Here is a 19,457-nt window from a genome sequence, read left to right on the forward strand (position 1 = left end):
GGCCCTCTTCCGTGGACGGAGGCTCCGGGTACGGAGGGCCCGTGCGGCCTTCGGATGCGGAGGACCCGTGCGGGGCTCGGGGCACGGACGACCCGCGCGGGGTTCGGGTACGGGCGCCCGCGCGGGGTTCGGGTTCGAGCGCCCGCGCGGGGTTCCGGGTGGTGAGGGCTACTGCCCGGGGTTCCGGGTGGTGAGGGCTACTGCGGGTTCGGGCCCGTGGCCACCGGGCGGGCGGGGTCGGCGGACCACTGCGACCACGAGCCCGCGTAGAGCGCGGCGGGGATGCCCGCGATCTCCAGGGCGAGGACCTCGTGCGCACCGGAGACGCCCGAGCCGCAGTAGACCGCGACCGGGGTCCCCTCGGCGGCGCCGAGCGAGGTGAAACGGTCCCGCAGGGTGTCGGCGCCCAGGAAGCGCCCCTCCGCGTCCACGTTCTCCGTCGTCGGGGCCGAGACGGCGCCCGGGATGTGCCCGCCCACCCGGTCGATCGGCTCCACGTCCCCGCGGTAGCGCTCGGCGGCCCGCGCGTCCAGGAGCAGCCCCGAGCGGGCGAGCGCCGCCGCCCCGTCGGCGTCGAGCAGCCCGAGCGCGCCCGGCTCCGGCCGGAAGTCGCCCGGCTCCGGCGCGGGCACCTTCTCCGTGAGCTCCCCCGTCCAGGCCGCGAGACCGCCGTCCAGGACCCGGACGTCCGGGTGACCGGCCCAGCGGAGCAGCCACCAGGCACGGGCCGCGGCCCAGCCGAGGCCGCCGTCGTAGACGACGACCGGGGTGTCCGCGGAGACACCCGCCCGGCGCATCGCGGCCCCGAAGGCCTCCGGGTCGGGCAGCGGGTGGCGGCCGCCGTCGCCGGGCGGACCGGCCAGTTCCGTGTCCAGGTCGACGTAGACCGCGCCAGGGAGGTGTCCCGCCTCGTACGCCGGGCGTCCGGGCGGGCCGCCCAGCGTCCAGCGGACGTCCAGGAGAACCGGCGGCCGGGCCCCGGCCGACTCGCTCAGCAGTTCGCTTACGACGATGATGGGGTTCATGGGTGCCATCCTCGCGCAGCCGCACGGCCTCGGGGGACGGACCCGGCGTCCTCCCCGCGTCGTCGCAGCGGGTTCGCGCCACTCTTTGGTGCGACCGGGGCGCGCCACGGCCCCGTCGGTGACACCATCGGACGGGGACACGGGCACGACGATGGTCCGAGGAGAGAGTCACGATGACCGAGGCGACTCGGCGCACACCCGGCACACCCTGCTGGGTGAGCTTGATGGTGCACGGGCTTGACGCCACGCAGGAGTTCTACCACGCACTCTTCGACTGGGAGTTCGAACCCGGTCCGCAGCATCTCGGCCCGTACGTGCGCGCGCTGCTCGACGGCAAGGAGGTGGCGGGGATCGGCCAGCTGCCGCCCGACCGGCATCTGCCGATCGCCTGGACCCCGTATCTGGCCACCGCCGACGCCGACGAGACCGCCGAGAGCATCCGCTGCTGCGGCGGCACCGTGGCCGTGGGCCCGCTGGACGCGGGCGAGGCGGGCCGGATGGCGGTCTGCTCCGACCCGGTGGGCGCGGTCTTCGGTGTCTGGCAGGCGGAGGCGCACCACGGCACGGCGACGGCGGGACCGCCCGGGACCCCCGTGTGGAACGAGCTCCTCACCTACGAGACGTCCTCGGTCGGCAAGTTCTACCGGACGGTCTTCGGCTTCGAGGTGGAGCCGGTCGTGTCCGCCGACCACGACTACGCCACGCTCCTGGTGGACGGACTCCCGGTGGCCTCGCTGCACGGCGTCGGCAACGCGCTGCCCCGGGACCGGGGCCCGCACTGGATGACGTACTTCGAGGTCGCCGACACGGACGCGGCCGCGCGGCTCGTCCTGCGGCTCGGCGGTCATGTGCTGCGGCCGCCGCGCGATGCCACGGCGGGGCGGTCGGCCCTGGTGACGGATCCCGAGGGCGCGGTCTTCACTCTCGTCAGGTCCCCCGAGGTCTGACCCGGGGAGGCCGCCGCCCGCAGGGGTGACGCGGCGGCCCCGCGGGCGGACCTGGCCGGAGACCAGCCCCGTCGGGCGGGACCGGACCGGCCGGATCAGCCACGTCGGGCCGAACCGGGCCGGCCGGATCAGCCACGTCGGGTGGAACCGGGCCCGCCGGAGATCAGCCCCGTCGGGACCGTACGAGACTCCGGCGGAGCCGCGCCTGCACGCCGCCGCCCCGCGCCGGCGTCTCCGTGCCGCCCGGCAGACCGAGCTGGGTCAGCCGTTCGCCGTCGAAGTGGTGCGCGACGTCCGGGTCCGCGTGGTGCTCGGCCAGGAAGCGGGTGGCCTCCTCGCGCATCCCCGGGTGGCTCTTGTGCCGCATGCAGTAGCCGACGGCGCGGACGAGCGGGGTGAGCGAGTCCGGCGCCGCTCCGGGGACCGTCGGCTCCTCGTGCTGCTCCAGGTCCGCGACCAGGTGGTCGACGACGGTGAGCGGGATCCGGTTGCTGTTCTCGAAGGGCGTGAGCCGTTCGAGGACCTCGGCCGTGCCCACGCGCGCGACGGGGACGTCGTAGTAGACGGCGGCGGTGAACATCGCGGTCGAGAAGCAGCCGACGACGAGCCGGAGCCCGCACCGCTCGTAGAAGGTCTCGGCGAGCAGCGGTCCGTCGAGGACGGTCAGCCGTACGCCGGACCGCTCCGCCTCCTCCTGGAGCGCCGCGGAGTAGCCGGCGGGCGCGGACGGGTGCGGCTTGAAGACCACCGAGCGGTGTCCGGCGGCCGTGACGCCGCGGAGCATCCGTACGTGCAGCTCTTCCTCCTCCTCGGCGGTGAGGAGGTTGAGGGCGGCGAGGTACTGGCCGAGCATCAGGGCCGTGGGCTCGGCGGCGGCCGCCCGGACGATCTCGGGGTCGTCGGCCGCCTCCTCGGCGATCTCGGCGAGGACCGCGCGGAACGCGTCGTCGGGGACGAGCTCCGGTTCCACGCCGTACTCGCTCAGGAGGAGGGGGCGCAGGCCCGGCACCAGGTCGAGGTGGAGGACCCGCCGGATGCGGCAGGCGATGGACTGCGCGAGGTCGTTGCGGGTCGGGCCGTAGCTCATGAGGCCGTCCGCGTAGACGTGGAGGGCGCTCTCGGGGAAGCAGCCGGCCAGTGCCTTGGCGGGATTGACCTGGATGGATTCGACGATCAGCTCCACCGGGGCGGTGCCGAGGTCCCACGCGGTGCGCATCACGCGCTGCCAGAGCGGTGCGTCCTCGGGGCGGGGGGCCCACGCGGCGGGGTGGTACGGGTGGATCGTCTCGTTCCAGTCGAGGACGCCGTCGAAGCGGGCGGCGATCCGCCCGTAGCCGGTCATCGTCTCCATGCGCAGCGCGGTCTCCGGGATCTCGGCGTTGCGCGAGATCAGCAGGAGCCGGCGGTGGTCCTCGCGGGGGCCGAACTGGCCGGCGTCCAGCGAGGCCGCGAGGGTGGCGGCGCCGTACAGGGTGGACACCTGGAAGATCTGGACCGGACGGCCGTCGGTGGCCGGGTCGGGCGCCGGTGCCTGCTCGGCGGCGGGGGCGGAGGCCATGGGTCAGGCGGTCCTTACGGTGTCGCGCAGGCTCCGGAGGAGGGTGCTGCGGGGGGTGTCCATGGTGGAGAGGGTCTCTTCGAGGACCTGCTGCGGCATGCGGTGCAGCGCGTCGCGCACGTCGACGCGGAGCCGCTCCGCGACGGCGGGCTCGTACTTGCCGACCTTGCCCATGTGGAAGGCGATCATCGCGCAGTAGGTGCGGACCGCCTTCGGGAGGAAGCGGTCCGCCTCCGCGTCCCGGGAGACGTCGGCGAGCAGGGTGTCGTACGAAGGGATGAAGTCCAGCTGCCGGTTGTCGGTGATCTGGGTGAGCGAGGTGGTGACGCCCCGGCGGTAGAAGACACCGTGCAGGGAAAGGGCCGCGAAGGTGCGTGCCTTGAGGTGGAGGCGCCAGACCCAGAGGCGGTCCTCGGCCGTTCTCAGCGACGTCTCGAAACGGGATTCGCCGTTCTGGAAGAGTCGCGAACTGTAGATTCCGAAGGGGACGAAGGGATAGTCCACCATCGTCACCATGCTGGCGGGCGAGATTCCGTCACGGGGGTCCATCACGGTGTCGCGGCGCTTGGCGGGGGCATAGCGGATGTTCCGCTTGCGGCCCTCCGAGAGGACGTGGTCGGTACGGGCGAAATCGCAGTCCAGGCGCTCGATTCCGGTCACCATGGCCTTCAGATGGCCGGGCGCGTACCAGTCGTCGCCGTCGAGGAAGGTGATGTGGTCCCCGCGCGCGGCGTCGATTCCCGTGTTGCGCGCCTGGGCGACGCCGCTGTTCGTCTCGTGCCGGATGACGGTGGCGTTCGGGAGCCGGTCGCGCCAGCGGTCGAGGATTTCCGGGGTGTCGTCCGTCGAGCAGTCGTCGATCAGCAGGAACTCGAATTCCGGATCCGCGTTGTTCGCGAGACTGCGCAGGGTGTCGGGCGCATAGGCCCCGACATTGTGGAACGGTACGACGACGGACAGTTTCGGCACTCGGAATCCCCATACTGAATCGAACAATTAAACGCCGCTACGGCGGGTACGGTAACGCTGCACTTTTCCGGGCGAACGATCCGCGTGTGCACTCCGGGTGAACTCTTGGCATCCCCCGTGGAAAGTCCGTGCGGAAGCGGCCTCACGCGCCGGCGGGTCCTTCGGCCGGCCGGTCCGCCCGCCGCCCGGCCCCGCGCCCGGCCCGTCGGTGCAGGACCCCCGTCGTGATCAGGGCGAGGAGGGCCGTCAGGCCGACGGCACCGCCGAGCTTGAGGCCCGGGGGGCGGAAGGAGCAGGTGACCGTGGTCGCCCGGCCGTCGAGCGGGACCGCGACGAGACCCCGGTACGCGCGCGCGGGGCGCGGCTCCGCGTCACCGGCGGCGCAGCGCCAGCCGGAGATGCGGGGCGCGGCGAGCACCGCGGTCCCGGTGCTGCCCGGCGGCAGTTCGGCCGTGACGGTGTGTCCGGTGGCGCGCACCTCGGTGGCCCCGGTGGCGGTCAGCTGCCGCACGGCGGAGTCGAGCCGGGCCTGGACGAGGCAGCCGACCGGCTGACGGGGCAGCCGGATCGTGCGCTCGGGGCTCAGCTCGATCCGCACCTCGCCGGACCCGGGCACCGTGCCGAGGGCGCGCATGGGGGCCCGGACGGCGGGCGGCTTGCCCTCGAAGTCCACGCGCGGTTCCCCCGCGAGGGTCGCGCCGCCGCGGTACTCGGGGGCCCAGAACCAGGCCTGGGAGCCCGCCGGGCAGCGGGCGCTGACGGTCCGTCCGTCACGGGTGACGGCCGGCAGCTCGTACACGTCGGTGCCGAGGAGCCGCTCCTGCTCGGCGAAGGCGGAGTCCCCGGGATGGGTGGCCGGCCGCTTCGCCGGACGCACGGTGACCAGCGGGGGTACGGGCGTGGTGGCGACGGACACCGTCGCCCGGGGCAGCGCGTCCTGGCGTACCGGTGCGGCGGGCACCGAGCGGACCCGGGTGCCGATGGAGAACAGGGCGTCGGTCACCGGGTTGTCGAGGGTGACCGGGTGGCGGCCCTTCGCGTAGTAGCCGAAGCCCAGGGAGGCGAGGGTGCGGGAGGTGACCTCGGAGGTGAGGCTGCTGTAGTAGTCGGCCCCCTGTCCGCCGACGATCAGGACGTCGTTGCCGCCGGGGACCTCTCCGGGTTCCGTGCGGTACTTCGGCCAGGCGTCCGCGCGGGCCACCTCGTCGGCGACGGCGTCGTGCCAGGGGCCGAGCCGGGGCGACCAGGAGACCTTGTCGCGCTGCTGCTCCTCGATCCGCTTCCCGGTGACGGCCGCCTCGCCGGCCTGCGCGGCGACGAGGAGGAAGACGGCGAGCACGGGCAGGAGGCGCGCGGCCGTCAGGGCGCGCGCGGGAGCGCCGGATGCGGGTGGGTCGCCGGCCGTCGTCCTGCGGCGGTGCAGGAGGGCCACCAGGGCGGCGGCGAGCACGAGGGCCGCGGCCACGCCGAAGGCCGGGTAGGTCCAGCGGTCGATGTCGACGCTGTCGCGGGCCGCCCACGCCAGGAGCCCGAGCAGGGCGCCGCCCGCGAGGAGCGCGGTCGGGCGCGGCACGCCCCGGGCGGCCGAGAACCAGCCGGCGACGATCAGCAGCCCGCACAGGACGAAGGTCTGCCGGTACGGGCCGCCGTTGGGCGAGGCGCCCGCGTGCCAGAGCAGATGGGTCGGCTCCCACTGGAGGGAGAGCGTCACCAGGACGACCGCGGCCGACCAGCCGGCCCGGACGCGCGGGGCGACGGCCCCGTTGAAGGGCAGGGTGAGGGCGAGCGCGAGTGCGGGCGTGCCGATGAAGAGGGCGGGGCTCGCGAGGCTCGCGGTGGCCGGCAGGAACCTGGCGAGGACCTCCACCCATGCGGCGGGCGCGAAGGTGGACTCGGGGGTGGGGTCGGCGACCTTGGTGCCGAGGAAGACGACCACGACGAGCGGTGCGGCGAGGCCGATGCCGATGAGGACGCCCCGCGCGGCACGCAGCGCCCCCACGAGACGCTGGCGTGCGCCGGCCGTCTCCTCGGCGGTGAGGAGCCGTACGAGCAGGACGACGGCGGCTCCGATGGTCGCCATGTACGCCGTGTAGAAGTTGGCGGTCCAGGCCAGCGCGACGACGACGGGGCCGAGGACGGGACGGCGCCCGGTGCGGGCCCACTCGCCGACGAGGCAGAGCAGGGGGAAGGCGACGAGTCCGTCGAGCCACATCGGGACGGTGGCGCCGAAGTTGAAGGTCCAGCCCGAGAGGGCGTACGCGCTGCCGAGCACGGCGGCGACCGGCCAGGGACCGGGTCGCATCCGCAGGAGCAGCAGCGCCATCGCCGCGCCGGCCGCGGTGATCTTGACGACGGTGACGACGTACAGGGCGAGTTCGACGCGGTCCGCCGGGAAGAGCACGACGAGCAGGTCGAAGGGGCTGCTCAGATAGGTGCCGATGTCGCCGAGGAAGCCGGCTCCGAAGCCGGAGTTCCAGTTGAGGAAGGCGTCTCCGTGGGTCTCGCCGAGGAGGAACGAGCGCCAGTACGCGTGGAACGGCAGGTACTGCTGGCCCAGGTCGACGATGTTCCTGGTCACCGGGCCGAAGGGGTAGCTGCGCGAGAGCCGGGTGGCGAGGGCGAGCAGGACGGCGGTGAGCAGGGCGGCCGAGAGCGGACCGGCGACGGCCGGGGAGCGCAGCCGGCGCCGCGGGGAGCCGGTCGAGGGCTTCGGGCCGCCCGTCCCCTCCTCGCCGTCGACCTCGTCGAGCACGGTCTCGGCGGCGGGGGGCACACGTCCTCCAGGGGGTGTACGGAACAGGGGGCCCGGGTGATCCGTCACGGGCCGACCGCCATTACCGCCGAGTCGGGCGACCCGAAACCGATCATCAGGCGGTGTTTCGGCACACCTCGGGTGAACTCCCGGTGTCACGGGGTCTGGCGGGGTGGGGGCGGGACGGCCCGGGGCCGCCCCGGGGCCGACGCGGGGCCGCCCCGGGGCCGACGCGGGGCCGACGCGGGGCCGCCCCGGGTGCCGCCGGACGGGGCGGCCCCCCTTGCCGACCGGGGAGGACCGGTTACGCGACGAGCTCGTCGACCGTGCGGGCCACCGTGCCGAAGAGGTCGGTGACCGTCGTCAGGCTCGCGGTCCGGAGCGCCTCCGCCGCCGTGACGGTGCCGTCGGGGGCGGCGAGGGAACGGGTCGCGGTGGCCTCGGCGACCACGGTCGGGCGGTAGCCGAGGTTGAAGGCGCCCTGCGCGGTGAAGAGGACGCACATGTGCGTCATGAACCCGGCGATGACCAGGTCACCGGTGACGCCGAGGTCCTTCAGGGTCGCTTCGAGGTCGGTGGCGTGGAAGGCGTTGGGGAACTGCTTGACGACGACCTTCTCGCCCTCGATCGGGGCGACCTCGTCGCTGATCGCGCCGATCTCGGCCCGGATGTCGTAAGGAGTGCCCTCGCCACCGTCGTTGACGACGTGCACGACGGGCGCCCCCGCGGCGCGGGCGGCGGCGAGCAGGCGCGCGCCGGCGGCCACGGCCTTCTCGGCCTCGTCGAGCCGCATGACGCCGGTGCGGTAGGTGTTCTGGAAGTCGATCATGATCAGCGCCGACTCGCCCAGGCGGGGCAGGTCCTGGGGCAGGCCGATCACATCACGGAGGGTGGCGGAGGCGGTCATGGCGGTTCCTTTCGTCAGGGATGCGGAGGGAAGGCTGCGGGAGGAAGGCTGCGGAGGGCGGCGTGCGGAGGGAAGGGTGCGGAGGGAGGGATCGGGTTCAGGAGAGGTTCTTCGGGGTGCCGTCCGGCGCGAGGTCGACGAGGGCGCCCTCGATCCCCTGGTCCTCGAACGCCTTCACGAGGGACCGCATGTCCTCGGAGTAGATGTTCCAGCTGTCGGTGTGCACCGGAACGACCTTGCGCGGGGCGAGGTTCTTGGCCACGAGGGCGGCGTTCGCCGAGGTCAGCGTCAGTGGCGCGTTGTCGAGGATCGCGGGGGTGCGGGCGGCGCCGGCGAAGAGGACGACGGTGTCGACGGGGCCGATGTCCTTCTCGACCCGGTCGCCGACCTCCTCGGCGACCGCGACCGAGGCGTTGTCGCCGGTGACGTAGGTGGTGGGGACGCCCTTGCCGCTGAGCACGAAGCCGGTGACCTCGCCGTCCGCGCCGCGGTCCACGCCGTCGGGGCCGTGCAGGGCGGGCACGGCGGTGACCTTGACGGTGCCGCCCGCGGTCTTCAGCTCCTGGGACTCCCAGCTCTTCAGGGCGGTGACGTGGTCTCCGAGACGCTTCCGCGCGCCGGGGGTGGAGAGCACGACGGGCACGTCGTCGAGCAGGGCGCGGCCCGAGTTGTCGAGGTTGTCGTCGTGCTGGTCGTGCGAGAGCAGGACGGCGTCGATCGTGCCGAGCTTGTCGATGCCGAAGGCGGGTGCCCGGAGCTTCTCCAGGCCGCTCTCGTACTTCTTCGGGGCGTCGAAGGTCGGGTCGAGCAGGAGGCGCAGGCCGCCGATCTCCAGGATCGTCGTCGGCCCGCCGACGTGCGTGGCGGTGAACGGCCGCGCGGGGTCGGCGGCGTCCTCGTCGCCGCCACCGCAGGCGGCGAGGAGGGTCGCGCCGACGGCGGCCGCCACGGCCCCTGCGGCGGCGCGGCGGAACGTCGAACGGTTCATGGGGGAACACCAGCTCTCTCGTTGCGAACGGCGGACGGCCCGGAGGCGGCGCCCGCCCCCCGAGATGTTTTCAACGCTAACACAGCTTGTAAGCATCGATTACGAGGAACTGTTAGCGCTGTTATCGTGAGAGGCATGTCGACCGCACGCGCGCGCATCCTGGACGCCACCGAGGAACTCCTCGCCACCAAGGACGCGCTGGCGATCTCGACCCGTGCCATCTGCGACCGGGCGAAGGTCGGCATGCCCGAGATCTACCGGCAGTTCGGCGACAAGCAGGGCCTGCTCACGGCGGTCGCCGACATCGGCTTCGAGCGCTTCCTGGCCGAGAAGCGCAAGAACCCGCTCACCGACGATCCGGTGGCGGACCTGCGGACGGCCTGGGACAGCCATGTCGCCTTCGCGCTGCGCAACCCGCACCTGTACCGGCTGATGTTCACGCCGACCGGCGACTCCAGGCCGGGGGCCATCAAGGAGGCGCAGGCGATCCTCCTGAAGGCGGTGGAGCGCTGCCGGGACGCGGGGCGGCTCCGGACGACCCCGGAGCTCGCGGGGCGTTCGATCCTCTCCGCCAACGTGGGCGTGTGCATGATGGCGCTGTCGTTCCCCGACCTGTTCGGGGACTCCGACACGTCTCCGGCGGTACGGGACGCGGTGATCGGGAAGGTCACCGGCGACGAGCGCGAGGACAGCCGGATCGGCACGGCGACCGTCCTCGCCCAGGCCCTGGTCGGCACCCTCACGGGAACGGCCGCCCCGAGCGGCGCCGCCCTCGACCGGCTGGCCGAGGCACTGCTTCCGCAGGTCCCGCCCTCGGCGACGTAGGCGACGATCCCGCAGGTCCCGCCCTCGGCGACGTAACCGCCGGTCAACTGCCGCCGCAAAGTTCCGGCCATGGCTCTCCACCGGCCTACGCTCGCAACTCCCATACCAGGAGGAGGAGTACGCCATGGAGAACCCGACTCGAAAGGTGGCCGCGGCCGGTGCCGCCGCACTGCTGGCCGCGGGACTCGTCGTCACCGGTGCCGGTGCGGCGAGCGCGTCGGAGACCGGCCCGGCCGAGCGCATCACCTCGACCGCCCAGCTCAAGGACAGCATCCGGCTCGCCGTCGCCCAGGAGGAACAGGCCGGGGAGCAGGCCGGGGAGCAGGGGCTGAGCCAGAGCGTCGGCGGCCGGGTGACGAAGGTCGCCGGCACCCAGTCCGGCACCTGCTGAGGCCGAGGTGACCACCGTGGGCGAGGACAGCTCCTCGCAGACCTGGTGCCCCAGCGGAGAGGCGCACGCGCCGGAGTCCGTCGTCGTGGGCGTACGGTCCGGGCAGGACGGGCGCGTGGTGTACCTGGCCGATCCCGTACCGGCGGCCGAGGTGCTCGGCGAGGTGCCGGAGGGCGTCGAGCCGCGACGCGTGCTGCGGTTCGCGTCGCACTGTGTCAGCGACTGCGTCAACCGCAGGGGCGGCGACTGCACGCTCGTCGAGCGGGTGCTCTCCCGTCCCGCCGCGCAGGAGGACGGTCCCGTCCCGCGGTGTCACCTCAGGGCGCGGTGCCAGTGGTGGAAGCAGGCCGGGGTCGCCGCGTGCGCGCGGTGCCCCGCGGTCTCGACCCGCCATCACGCCGGCGACGAGCTGGCCGAGCTGGTGGCCGATCCGGCCACGACGCAGGAGCAGCTCGACGAGTGGATCGCGGTGGCCGGCTGAACTCCGTTCGTCCGGTTCACCGGTGGTCGGGTGATACGCGGAAGGTCCCCGGACGATCTGTCCGGGGACCTTCCGCGTGTGTCGGGGCGAGGCCGTTCACTCGCGGCTCGGCGGGTCTCCCCTGATGTCCCGCTCCGACAGGCGGTTCACCCGGGGCGACGGCGTGGTCAGTTCGCCGTGGACGGCCACCGCCGCCGCGTAACCGCGGTCGACGGGGATGTCGAGCAGGGTCCAGCCCGCGGGTGGCAGCGTTCCGTCGGGGCTGCCCGAGCCCACGTAGTCGGCCGCGGGGTCACGGCCGAGACCGGTGCCGAGCCCCTTGAGGTAGGCCTCCTTGCGGGTCCACAGCCGGGCCAGCGCCCTGGGGCGGCGCGGGGGTGGCAGGGCCTCGATCTCGCGCTGCTCGGCGGGGTGCAGCATGGCGGCGAGTTCGGCGGCGCCGCCCGGGTCGGCGACCAGGTCGACGTCCACGCCGATGGGCGCCACCGCCGTCCCCACGAGGACGAGGTCCCCGCGGTGGGAGAGCGAGAAGTGCAGCCCGCGCGAGGCGCCGAGGACGGTCGGCCGCCCGTGGGGGCCGCCGCAGCAGGGGCAGGTCTCCCGGCCGTACCGGATGTCCTGCGGAAGCGTGTCGAGGTACGTGCCGAGCAGCCGGCGCAGTGCCAGATGGGCGGCGGTGAAGCGGACCCGGTCCTCCGCGTGCGCCAGACCGGCGGCGCGCTGCCGCTCGGTGGCGTCCAGGACACCGGCGTCGAGGCCGGTGCCCCGGGCGTCGGAGACCCTGAGCAGCCACAGGTCCAGGGAACCTGGTCGTGGCAGGGCACGCGGCGGTGGCAGGGGGGCGAGCAGCAGGGTGCCGCTCGCGGAACTCCAGGGACCGCTTCTGGGATCACTCACGGGACCCCTCCTGTTCGGTGACGGATGCGCGGACGCGGGTGGCCGTCGGGACGGATCAGCCTTGTTCGGGAACGGCGTACCGGAGGGCCCGCCGATCGGCCCGACCGGGTGAATCCGCCGGCTCTGGCGCATCTCCCGGCTCGGTGGGCTCGGCGGGCGGTCGGGGGCGTGACGGGACGGGTGGTCGAGCCGTAGACGAGACGGGTGGTCGAGCCGTCGACGAGACGGGTGCCGGGGCGGGTGAGGGTGCGGGTGGTGGCGCGGGTGGTTGTGCCGGCGGTTCCGTGGGCAGGTCGCGGCGGGCCCGCAGGGGGCCGGCGAGCAGCAGTGCGGAGCTGACCGCGAGGCCGGCGGTGAGCAGCCACAGCGCGGGCCGCAGTCCGAGCACACCGCCCAGCACCCCGCCGATCAGCGAACCGATCGGAATGGCACCGAAGTTGGCGACGGAGACGCTCGCGGTGACCCGGCCGAGCAGCTGCGGCGGGCAGTACTGCTGGCGGAACGCGCCCTGGATGACGTTGGCGGACACGACGCCCAGGGCGAGCATGGCGCCGCCGACGGGCAACAGCACGACCCGCCAGCCCGGTTCGGCCAGCGGGATGAGCAGCCCGAACGGGGCCGTGGCGAACTTGCAGAGCAGCATGCCGCGGGCGGTGCCGAAGCGGCGTGCCACGGGGGTGGCGACGACGGCGCCGAGCAGTCCGCCCACGCTGCTGCCGGCCAGCAGCCAGCCCACCATGGCCTCGCCGACGTGGAGTTCCCGCACGAGGAACACGGTGAGGATGGCCTGGTAGCCGGTGAGCAGCAGGTTGGTGACGGTGCCGTACGTGGTCAGGACGCGCAGGTACGGGTCGCGCACGGTGTGCCGCAGGCCCTCCGCGACGTCCTTGCGCAGGGCCTGGGACCCTTCGGGTCGCTCCGGCGCCGGTTCCTTCCCCCGGATGCCGAGCAGGCACAGGGTGGCGACCAGGAAGGTCGCGGCGTTGGCGACCAGTCCGGCGACCGCTCCGAACGCGCCCGCCAGGAGACCGCCGCCGCCGAGCCCGGCGAGCTGCGCGGCCGATTCGCTGCCCTGGAGCTTGGCGTTGGCCTCGGTGAGGTGCTCGCGGGGGACGACGAACGGCACGTACACCCGGTAGGCGATGGAGAAGAAGACGTTCGCGACCCCGGTGAGCAGGGCGACCACGAGCAGCTGCGTCATGGTCAGCACATCGAGCCACGCGGCGGCCGGGACGCTGAGCAGGAGCACTAGGGAGCCCAGGTTGCAGGCCACCATCAGCGGGCGGCGCGGCAGCCGGTCCACCCAGGCGCCCGCGGGCAGCCCGAGGAAGAGCCAGGGCAGCCAGGCGGCCGCGGCGAGGGCGCTCACCCAGAAGGTGCTCGCGTCCAGGGTGACCACCGCCACCAGCGGCATGGCGACACCGGTGATGTTGCTGCCGAAGCGGCTGGTGGTCTCCCCCGCCCACAGGAGCCGGAAGTCGCGCTGTCGCAGCAGCCCGCCCCGGCGCCGCTCGTTCATCGGGTGGCCACCGCCTCGGCGACGGACCCTTCGGGCGGCACGTCGTCGGACGAGACGGCCGCCACCTTGGCGGCCTCGGCCGACAGGCGCTCGGCGGCGTCGGCCCAGCGGGCGCGGCGGGCCGCCGACTCGGCTGTGAGGGCTGCGAGTTCGGTCCGCGCCCGGGCCAGGGCCTGGGCCTGCGCGGTGCCGCCGGGGCCGCCGCCGTGGGCGCAGGCGGCGGCCACGGTCTCCGGGTCGAGCCAGTCGGCCGGGTATCCGGCGGCGGCCGCGGCCACGTCGGGGTGGGCGCGGGCCGCGTCGGACAGCGGCGTACCGCTGTCGAGGGCGCCGAGCACGGTCTCGCCGACCAGGTGGTGGGCGGTGCGGAAGGGGATGCCGTCGACGACGAGGCGTTCGGCGAGGTAGGTCGCCGAGGTGAAGCCCTCCCGGGCGCGGTCGCGCATCCGGTCGCGGTCGGGTTCCGCTCCGTCGACGACGAGCCGGAGCAGCGTCACCGCCCGGGTGGTGTCGGCGAGCCCTGGCCACAGATGGCGGGCGGCCTCGGTGCCGACGGCGATGGCGTTGGTGTAGCCGGCGGTGGACATGGCCGCCGCGGCGCCGGTGAAGCCGGCGAGGGCGGCGGTCGAACGGCCCTGGATGTGTTCGAGCAGGAAGGGGTTGCGCTTCTGCGGCATCATCGAGCTGGAGCCGACCAGGTCGTCGGCCATCCGGAGCAGTCCGAACTCCTCCGTCGTCCACCAGGTCAGGTCGCGGGCCACCCGGGCCGTGAGGACGCCGAGGACGGCGGCGGCGGAGAGCATCCGCAGCACGAAGTCGCGGGAGGCGACGGCGTCGACCGAGTTGGGCACGGCGGCGGTGAAGCCGAGGAGGTCCGCGGTACGGGCCGGGTCCACCGGCACGGAGGTGCCGCCGACGGCTCCCGCGCCGAGCGGGTTGACGTCGATCTCCCGTCCGGCGTCCAGCAGTCCGGCGAGCGAGCGCAGGACGCCGCCGGCGACCCCGGTCAGATAGTGGCCGTAGCTGATGGGCACGGCGGGCTGGCCGTGGGTGTACGCGGGCATGGTGACGTCCCGGTACTCCTCCCCCTTGTCGAGCAGGACCTGGGCGAGTTCGGCCACTTCGTCCAGGAGCTGCCCGTAGGGGCCGCGCACCTTGAGCCGTACGGTGGTGGCGTTGAGGTCGTTGCGGGAGCGACCGGTGTGCAGCACCCCGCCGGTCTCCTGGCCGAGCCGGTCGACGAGCCAGCCCTCGTACGCCAGGTACAGGCCGCGCGGCATGGGGCGGGCCCGTACGGGGGCGAAGTCCTCGGCGCGCAGGGCGTCGACGGTGTCGAGGAGGGCCGCGGCGCGGTTCGCGTCGACGATGCCGCGCTCGGCGAGCATCACCAGATGGGCCCGGTCGACCTCGCTGATCAGCCGGAGTTCGTCGCCCACCGGGTCGCCGTCGTCGGTGCGGTACTGGTCGTAGACGATGCGGTGGGCGCGCGGGTCGAGCCCGGTGCGGAGCCGCCCGGTGTGGACGCCCGCCTCCTGCGTGCCGCTCATGCCGGCACCGCCTCCCTCACCGGCACGCTCGCCGTCACCGGAGTCACCTCTGCCGACGGAGTCGCCTCTGCCAACGGCGTCAGCGCCGTGGCGAGTCCCAGCGTGAGCGCGGCCTCGGCGGCCTCGGCCGAATCCTGCGGAGCGGTACCGGCCGCAATCACATGGCCCACCCGTCCCCGGAAGTCCTCGGCCGGTACGACCGTGGTTCCGGCCGGTCGGTAGAGGGCGGTGTCGACGACACCGGGCACGGCGCGGGCCGCCGCCTCGGCGGCGGCGACGTCCGCGAGGACGCTGTCGGTGCCGGCGGTCAGGAAGCGGATGGAGGCCGCGCCCGCGGCGTCCGGCGTACCGGCGAGGTCGACGTGCTCGCCGAGCGCCGCCCGCACCTGGGCGCCGACCAGGTCGACGCCGCGTGCCCGGCGCACGAGCTCCGGGATCATGCCGCCGGCCAGTCGCGGGTTGACCTCGATGACGCGGGCGACGTCGCCGTCGAGCCGGAGCTCGACGTGGGCCGCGCCCCAGCCGAGGCCGAGGGCCTCGACGGCGCGTACGGCCGTGTCGACGAGGGCGGCGGCCTGCGCGGCGGGCAGGACGGCGGGCACGTCGTGCCCCGTCTCCACGAACACCGGGGGCGCGCCGACGTGTTTGGCGACCGTGACGACGGCCTCGTCGCCGAAGACCTCCACCGAGAACTCGCGCCCGGTCAGGTACTGCTCGACGAGGACCACGCCCGGGGTGCGCAGACCGCGTTCGTTGACGGTGGCGGCCAGCAGGCCCTTCGCGTGCTCGGCCACCTCGTTCCGGTCGCGGCACAGGCGTACGCCCAGGCTCCCCGATCCCTGCACCGGCTTGACGACGACCGGGCCGCCGAGCCACTGGGCTGCGGCGATCGCCTCGGCGACGTCGCCGGCCACCGAGAAGCGGGGCACGGGCACCCCGGCCTCGGCCAGGGTGCGGCGCTGCGCGGCCTTGTCCCGGCAGGCGCGGACGGCGTCGGCGGACGGGCCGGGCAGCCCGAGGCGCGCGGCGAGCCCGGCGGCCGTCGCGACGTAGTACTCGGAGCTGGAGAGCACCCCGGCGACCGGCGCGGCGGCGGCGAGGCCGGTCACGGCGAACCACAGGGCGTCGTCGTCCGCGGTGTCCACGACGACGGTGCGCAGCCCGTCCTCGGCGGCGTACGGGTAGCGGGCGGGGTCGGCGCTCAGGAGGACGGGCACGACTCCGAGGTCGCGGGCCCGGGCGGCGAACTGGCGTCCCGTTCCGGTGGTGTTGGACTCGACGAGGAGCAGCAGCGGGGTGGTCACGACCGGACCTCCGGGGTCGTCAGGTCGCCGAGGCCGTGGGCCTCCCGGGGCATCACGTCACCGAGGTCGGGGACCTCCGGCGTCATCACGTCGTCGAAGCCGCGGCGGGCCCACACCAGACGGGTCCACGAGGACGGGGCGTCCAGCGGGTGGTCGACGGTGACCGGGCCGCCGGGGGTGGGCGCCGGCTCGATGCCCTGCTCGCGCAGCCACTCGGCGTGGTAGACGGTGGACTGGTAGCGGTAGCCCTCGTCGGGCAGCACCATGACGACCTTGCTGTCCGGGTTGCGCGCGGCCCACCAGGAGGCGACCTGGAAGGAGGCGCCGCTGGTGGGGCCCATGAACAGGCCGTGGTTGCGGAAGAGTTCGTGGGTGGCGTGGAAGGCCTCGGGGGCGGTGACCCAGTGCACCTCGTCGTAGGCGCTGTGGCGCACGTTGCCCGGGTGGATGCTGCTGCCGAGTCCGCGCAGGGTGCGCGGTCCGTCGGGCGAGCCGAAGATGATCGAGCCGTGGGTGTCCACCCCGACGAGGTGCAGCGCCGGGTCGGCGGGGCGCAGGGCGGCGGCGAGGCCGCCGGTGGAACCGCCGGAACCGACCGGGCCCACCAGGCAGTCCACGGAGCCGACGGTCTCCCCGATGAGGTCGGCGACCACGGCGTAGGCGCCGGGGTTGTCGGGGTTGTCGTACTGACCGGGGACGAAGCTGTCGGGGTGGAGCCGGCGCAGTTCCTCGACGCGGGCGAGGCGGGCTCCCTGGATGCCGCCGCTCTGCCCGGCGTACTCGACGATCTCGACGGTGGCGCCCAGCATCTCCAGCCGGTTGCGCAGGTCGCGGTCGATGGCGGAGTCGCCGACGATGGTCAGGTCGTAGCCGCGCAGCCGGCACACCATCGCCAGGCCGAGCGCGAAGGTGCCGGAGGAGGTCTCGATGACCCGGCTGCCGGGCCGCAGCAGTCCCGCGGCCTCGGCCCGGTCGATGATGTAGCGCGCCGGCAGCAGCTTCATCAGGCTGAACGCCGCCGCGTAGAGGTTGTCGGTCACCTGGATGATGCGGGGCAGTTCGGTGGCGTCCACCACCGAGTCGTGCAGCCTGCCGACGCCCGCGATCGTGGTCGTAGTCATGTCAGTCACCCGTCGTGAAGATCCACTGCTCGTGGATGCCGATGTTGTGCAGCAGTCGCTGGGCGTGCTCGGTGCGGGCCTCGACCTCGGGGTCGTCGCGGTCGTAGAGGAGCCCGGCGATGTCCCCGCTGTGCGCGGCCTGGATGCCGAGGGCGCCGGTCTCGCGCACGATGGAGCGCAGGCCGTCGAGGCGGGGGATGGGCAGGTGCCGCTGGTTGATGTCGGTGCTGGCGGTGGCGACGGCGCCGACGAGGGCGACGTCCTTGGTGTGGATGGCCTCGCGCAGCATCACCTGGAGTTCGGCGAAGAGTTCGAGTTCGGCGCTGCCGTACTCGGCGGGCGGGAAGGCCAGCGTGTCGACGCCCTTGCCCTCGTTCTCGGGCCGCGAGCCGAAGCCGAGGACCCGCACGGCCGGCATGCGGTACCCGAAGTCCTCGATGACCTTGCCCTCGCGCTGCGCGAACAGCACGGAGCTCTCGTTGAACATCAGGGAGTCGGACGCCGTCTCGGCCCGTACCGCGATCCTGGCGATCTCCTCCGGGGGCAGCGGGGACACCAGGGCGTCCTGTACGGCCCAGACCGCCGCCAGGACGTCGCTCGTGGAGGAGCCGAAGCCGCGGCAGAGCGGTACGTCGCCGGTGAGTTCGAGATGCCCGCCGACCGGTCCCTCCCCGGGCGGGAGGCAGGCCTCCGCGGTGAGCTGGGCGGCCCGTCGCGCCTTGGTCTTCCAGGTCGGGTAGACGGTCAGCTCCTCGCCCCGCGCGGGGATGAACGAGGCCCGGGTGGTGTAGACGGTGCACGGCAGGGTGACCAGTCCCCGGGTGAGCTGGCCCTGGTGCGGAAAGACGCCCTGGAGAATTTCGCCGTGATGTATGGGGGCCGAGGCGACGCCGACCCGCCAACCGGAATGATCCACCATGTCCTTGACTTCCTCTGGGGGCCGGACCGCACCACTCACAGGGCCTGGCCGATCGTGCGGACACCCACACGCTAGGCAGCACGGGGTCCCGGATCCGGCTGGTCGGGCGGCAGTATGCGGGCAGTTCGACGCGCGGCGGGCCGCCGGGGGACGCGCCGGGCCGTCGGGCCGGGTCGCGGGGGGGGCAAGCGTCGGGCGAGCCGTGGCCGGTACGACGCCGGACGCGCCGGGGCCCGTACGGCGGTGGTGCTGCCGTACGGGCCCCGGGCGTCCGGGTGTTCAGATCCGGGCGGTACGGGCAGGCCTCAGGCGCCGGGCCAGGACCCGGCCGATCGCCCGGAGCGGCTCCGCCTCGGTCATCCGGGCGTGCTCGCAGTCGACGGCGAACTCCTCGACCCGTCCGGTCACGTACGGCGCCCAGGCCTCGGCGCCCGACGAGGGAGCCGGCGTGCCGGTCGCGTCGAAGAACACCGCGTCGCCGCCGAACCGGACGTCCGGCACGTACCGGTACCGCATCCGCAGGTTGTCGAGGGTGGCCGCCACGACGGCCGCCGCCTGCGCGTGTTCGAGGGCGCCGAGCACCGGGTCCGACCGGCGCAGCGCGTCGGCGAGCTCGCCGATGTCCGGTGCCGTTTCCGCGCAGCGCACCTCCACCGTCTCGCCGGCGGAGCCGAGCAGGGCGGTCAGCACGTGCCGGCCGTCGATCTCCGGCGCGCGGAACCCGTCGGGCAGCGGATAGGAGTCGAGCAGGGCCAGCAGGGCCACGTCCTCCCCCGCCGCCTCCAGCCTGGCCGCCACGGCGTGCGCGACCAGACCGCCGAAGGACCAGCCGAGCAGGTGGTACGGGCCGTGTGGCTGGATCCTGCGGATCTCGGCGAGGTAGTCGTCGGCCATCTCCTCGATGGAGGACGGCGCGTCGTGCGGGCCGCCGAGCCTGCGGGCCTGGAGCGCGACGACCGGCCGGTCCTGGTCGAGGTGGGGCAGCAGACCGGCGTATCCCCAGCTCACCCCGGACACGGCGTGGACGCAGAACAGGGGCGCTTCGCCGGAGTTCGTCTCCGTGACCGCCCGGATGGGCAGCACGGTGCCGAGGGGGTCGTCGCCGCTGCCGGCCGCGATCTGCTCGGCGAGGAGGGCGGGCGTGGGGCTCCGGAACAGGTCGCTGATGGTGATGCGGGTGTCCCAGACGGCGCGGATGCGGCTGATGAGGCGGGTGGCGCGGAGGGAGTGGCCGCCGCGGTGGAAGAAGTTGTCGTCGATGCCGACGGATTCGAGTCCGAGGTTGTCGGCGAAGAGTCCGCAGAGGA

The 19,457-nt window shown here is 74.0% G+C and carries 17 protein-coding genes; 4 read left to right on the forward strand and 13 right to left on the reverse strand.

Features of this window, described 5'->3' with window-relative positions; genetic code table 11:
* Positions 1–197: 197 nt before the first annotated feature.
* Positions 198–1,025, reverse strand: coding sequence for a sulfurtransferase (locus ACFQ79_RS35830; RefSeq protein WP_383591266.1), 828 nt, complete (start codon positions 1,023–1,025; stop codon positions 198–200).
* Positions 1,026–1,198: 173 nt separating this feature from the next.
* Between ACFQ79_RS35830 and ACFQ79_RS35835 the strand changes: the two genes are divergently transcribed.
* A complete protein-coding gene (locus ACFQ79_RS35835) occupies positions 1,199–1,972 on the forward strand; it encodes a VOC family protein (RefSeq protein WP_383591269.1) in 774 nt (257 codons plus the stop codon).
* A 163-nt stretch (positions 1,973–2,135) separates the two neighbouring features.
* Here the strand turns inward: ACFQ79_RS35835 and ACFQ79_RS35840 are convergent, their stop codons facing one another.
* The 5 genes from ACFQ79_RS35840 to ACFQ79_RS35860 form a co-directional block, all read right to left on the reverse strand.
* Positions 2,136–3,530: a polysialyltransferase family glycosyltransferase gene (locus ACFQ79_RS35840; protein WP_383591272.1), complete on the reverse strand. Its 1,395-nt coding sequence runs from the start codon at positions 3,528–3,530 to the stop codon at positions 2,136–2,138.
* Between the two features lie 3 nt (positions 3,531–3,533).
* Positions 3,534–4,499, reverse strand: a complete 966-nt coding sequence (locus ACFQ79_RS35845; protein WP_383591275.1) for a glycosyltransferase family 2 protein — start codon at positions 4,497–4,499, stop codon at positions 3,534–3,536.
* A 142-nt stretch (positions 4,500–4,641) separates the two neighbouring features.
* Positions 4,642–7,272: a YfhO family protein gene (locus tag ACFQ79_RS35850; RefSeq protein ID WP_383591278.1), complete on the reverse strand. Its 2,631-nt coding sequence runs from the start codon at positions 7,270–7,272 to the stop codon at positions 4,642–4,644.
* 283 nt (positions 7,273–7,555) lie between these two features.
* Entirely contained in the window at positions 7,556–8,158 is a 603-nt protein-coding gene (locus ACFQ79_RS35855; protein ID WP_383591281.1) for an isochorismatase family protein, read from the reverse strand.
* A 97-nt stretch (positions 8,159–8,255) separates the two neighbouring features.
* The gene (locus tag ACFQ79_RS35860) at positions 8,256–9,146 is read right to left on the reverse strand and encodes an MBL fold metallo-hydrolase (RefSeq protein WP_383591284.1); all 891 of its coding nucleotides are present in this window, start codon (positions 9,144–9,146) and stop codon (positions 8,256–8,258) included.
* Between the two features lie 135 nt (positions 9,147–9,281).
* Between ACFQ79_RS35860 and ACFQ79_RS35865 the strand changes: the two genes are divergently transcribed.
* The 3 genes from ACFQ79_RS35865 to ACFQ79_RS35875 all read left to right on the forward strand — a co-directional run bounded on the left by ACFQ79_RS35865 (position 9,282) and on the right by ACFQ79_RS35875 (position 10,843).
* Entirely contained in the window at positions 9,282–9,971 is a 690-nt protein-coding gene (locus tag ACFQ79_RS35865; RefSeq protein WP_383591286.1) for a TetR/AcrR family transcriptional regulator, read from the forward strand.
* Positions 9,972–10,095: 124 nt separating this feature from the next.
* Positions 10,096–10,362, forward strand: coding sequence for a hypothetical protein (locus ACFQ79_RS35870; RefSeq protein ID WP_383591289.1), 267 nt, complete (start codon positions 10,096–10,098; stop codon positions 10,360–10,362).
* Between the two features lie 16 nt (positions 10,363–10,378).
* Positions 10,379–10,843: a hypothetical protein gene (locus tag ACFQ79_RS35875; RefSeq protein ID WP_383591292.1), complete on the forward strand. Its 465-nt coding sequence runs from the start codon at positions 10,379–10,381 to the stop codon at positions 10,841–10,843.
* Between the two features lie 96 nt (positions 10,844–10,939).
* On the opposite strand, the gene ACFQ79_RS35880 is transcribed toward ACFQ79_RS35875, so the two are convergent.
* The 7 genes from ACFQ79_RS35880 to ACFQ79_RS35910 all read right to left on the reverse strand — a co-directional run.
* The gene (locus tag ACFQ79_RS35880) at positions 10,940–11,740 is read right to left on the reverse strand and encodes a 4'-phosphopantetheinyl transferase family protein (protein WP_383591295.1); all 801 of its coding nucleotides are present in this window, start codon (positions 11,738–11,740) and stop codon (positions 10,940–10,942) included.
* A 55-nt stretch (positions 11,741–11,795) separates the two neighbouring features.
* Positions 11,796–13,259 carry an MFS transporter gene (locus ACFQ79_RS35885; protein WP_383591297.1) on the reverse strand — a complete coding sequence of 488 codons (1,464 nt, stop codon included), beginning with the start codon at positions 13,257–13,259 and terminating at the stop codon, positions 11,796–11,798.
* Positions 13,256–14,806 (reverse strand): argininosuccinate lyase, encoded by a 1,551-nt coding sequence (argH, locus tag ACFQ79_RS35890; protein WP_383591300.1) that lies wholly within the window; start codon positions 14,804–14,806, stop codon positions 13,256–13,258. The genes ACFQ79_RS35885 and argH overlap by 4 nt, the downstream gene beginning before the upstream one ends.
* Complete coding sequence (locus tag ACFQ79_RS35895; protein ID WP_383591303.1) at positions 14,803–16,110, reverse strand: ATP-grasp domain-containing protein; 1,308 nt, start codon at positions 16,108–16,110, stop codon at positions 14,803–14,805. The genes argH and ACFQ79_RS35895 overlap by 4 nt, the downstream gene beginning before the upstream one ends.
* Positions 16,107–17,231, reverse strand: coding sequence for a PLP-dependent cysteine synthase family protein (locus ACFQ79_RS35900; protein ID WP_383591306.1), 1,125 nt, complete (start codon positions 17,229–17,231; stop codon positions 16,107–16,109). Before ACFQ79_RS35900 ends, ACFQ79_RS35895 begins: the two co-directional genes overlap by 4 nt.
* Before the next feature lies 1 nt (position 17,232).
* Positions 17,233–18,150, reverse strand: coding sequence for a kinase (locus tag ACFQ79_RS35905; protein ID WP_229315610.1), 918 nt, complete (start codon positions 18,148–18,150; stop codon positions 17,233–17,235).
* 279 nt (positions 18,151–18,429) lie between these two features.
* A partial coding sequence (locus tag ACFQ79_RS35910) for an alpha/beta fold hydrolase (protein ID WP_383591309.1) occupies positions 18,430–19,457 on the reverse strand: 1,028 nt, incomplete at its 5' end.

Origin of the sequence: Streptomyces sp. NPDC056480 (assembly GCF_042795405.1) — a bacterium.
GTDB lineage: Bacteria > Actinomycetota > Actinomycetes > Streptomycetales > Streptomycetaceae > Streptomyces.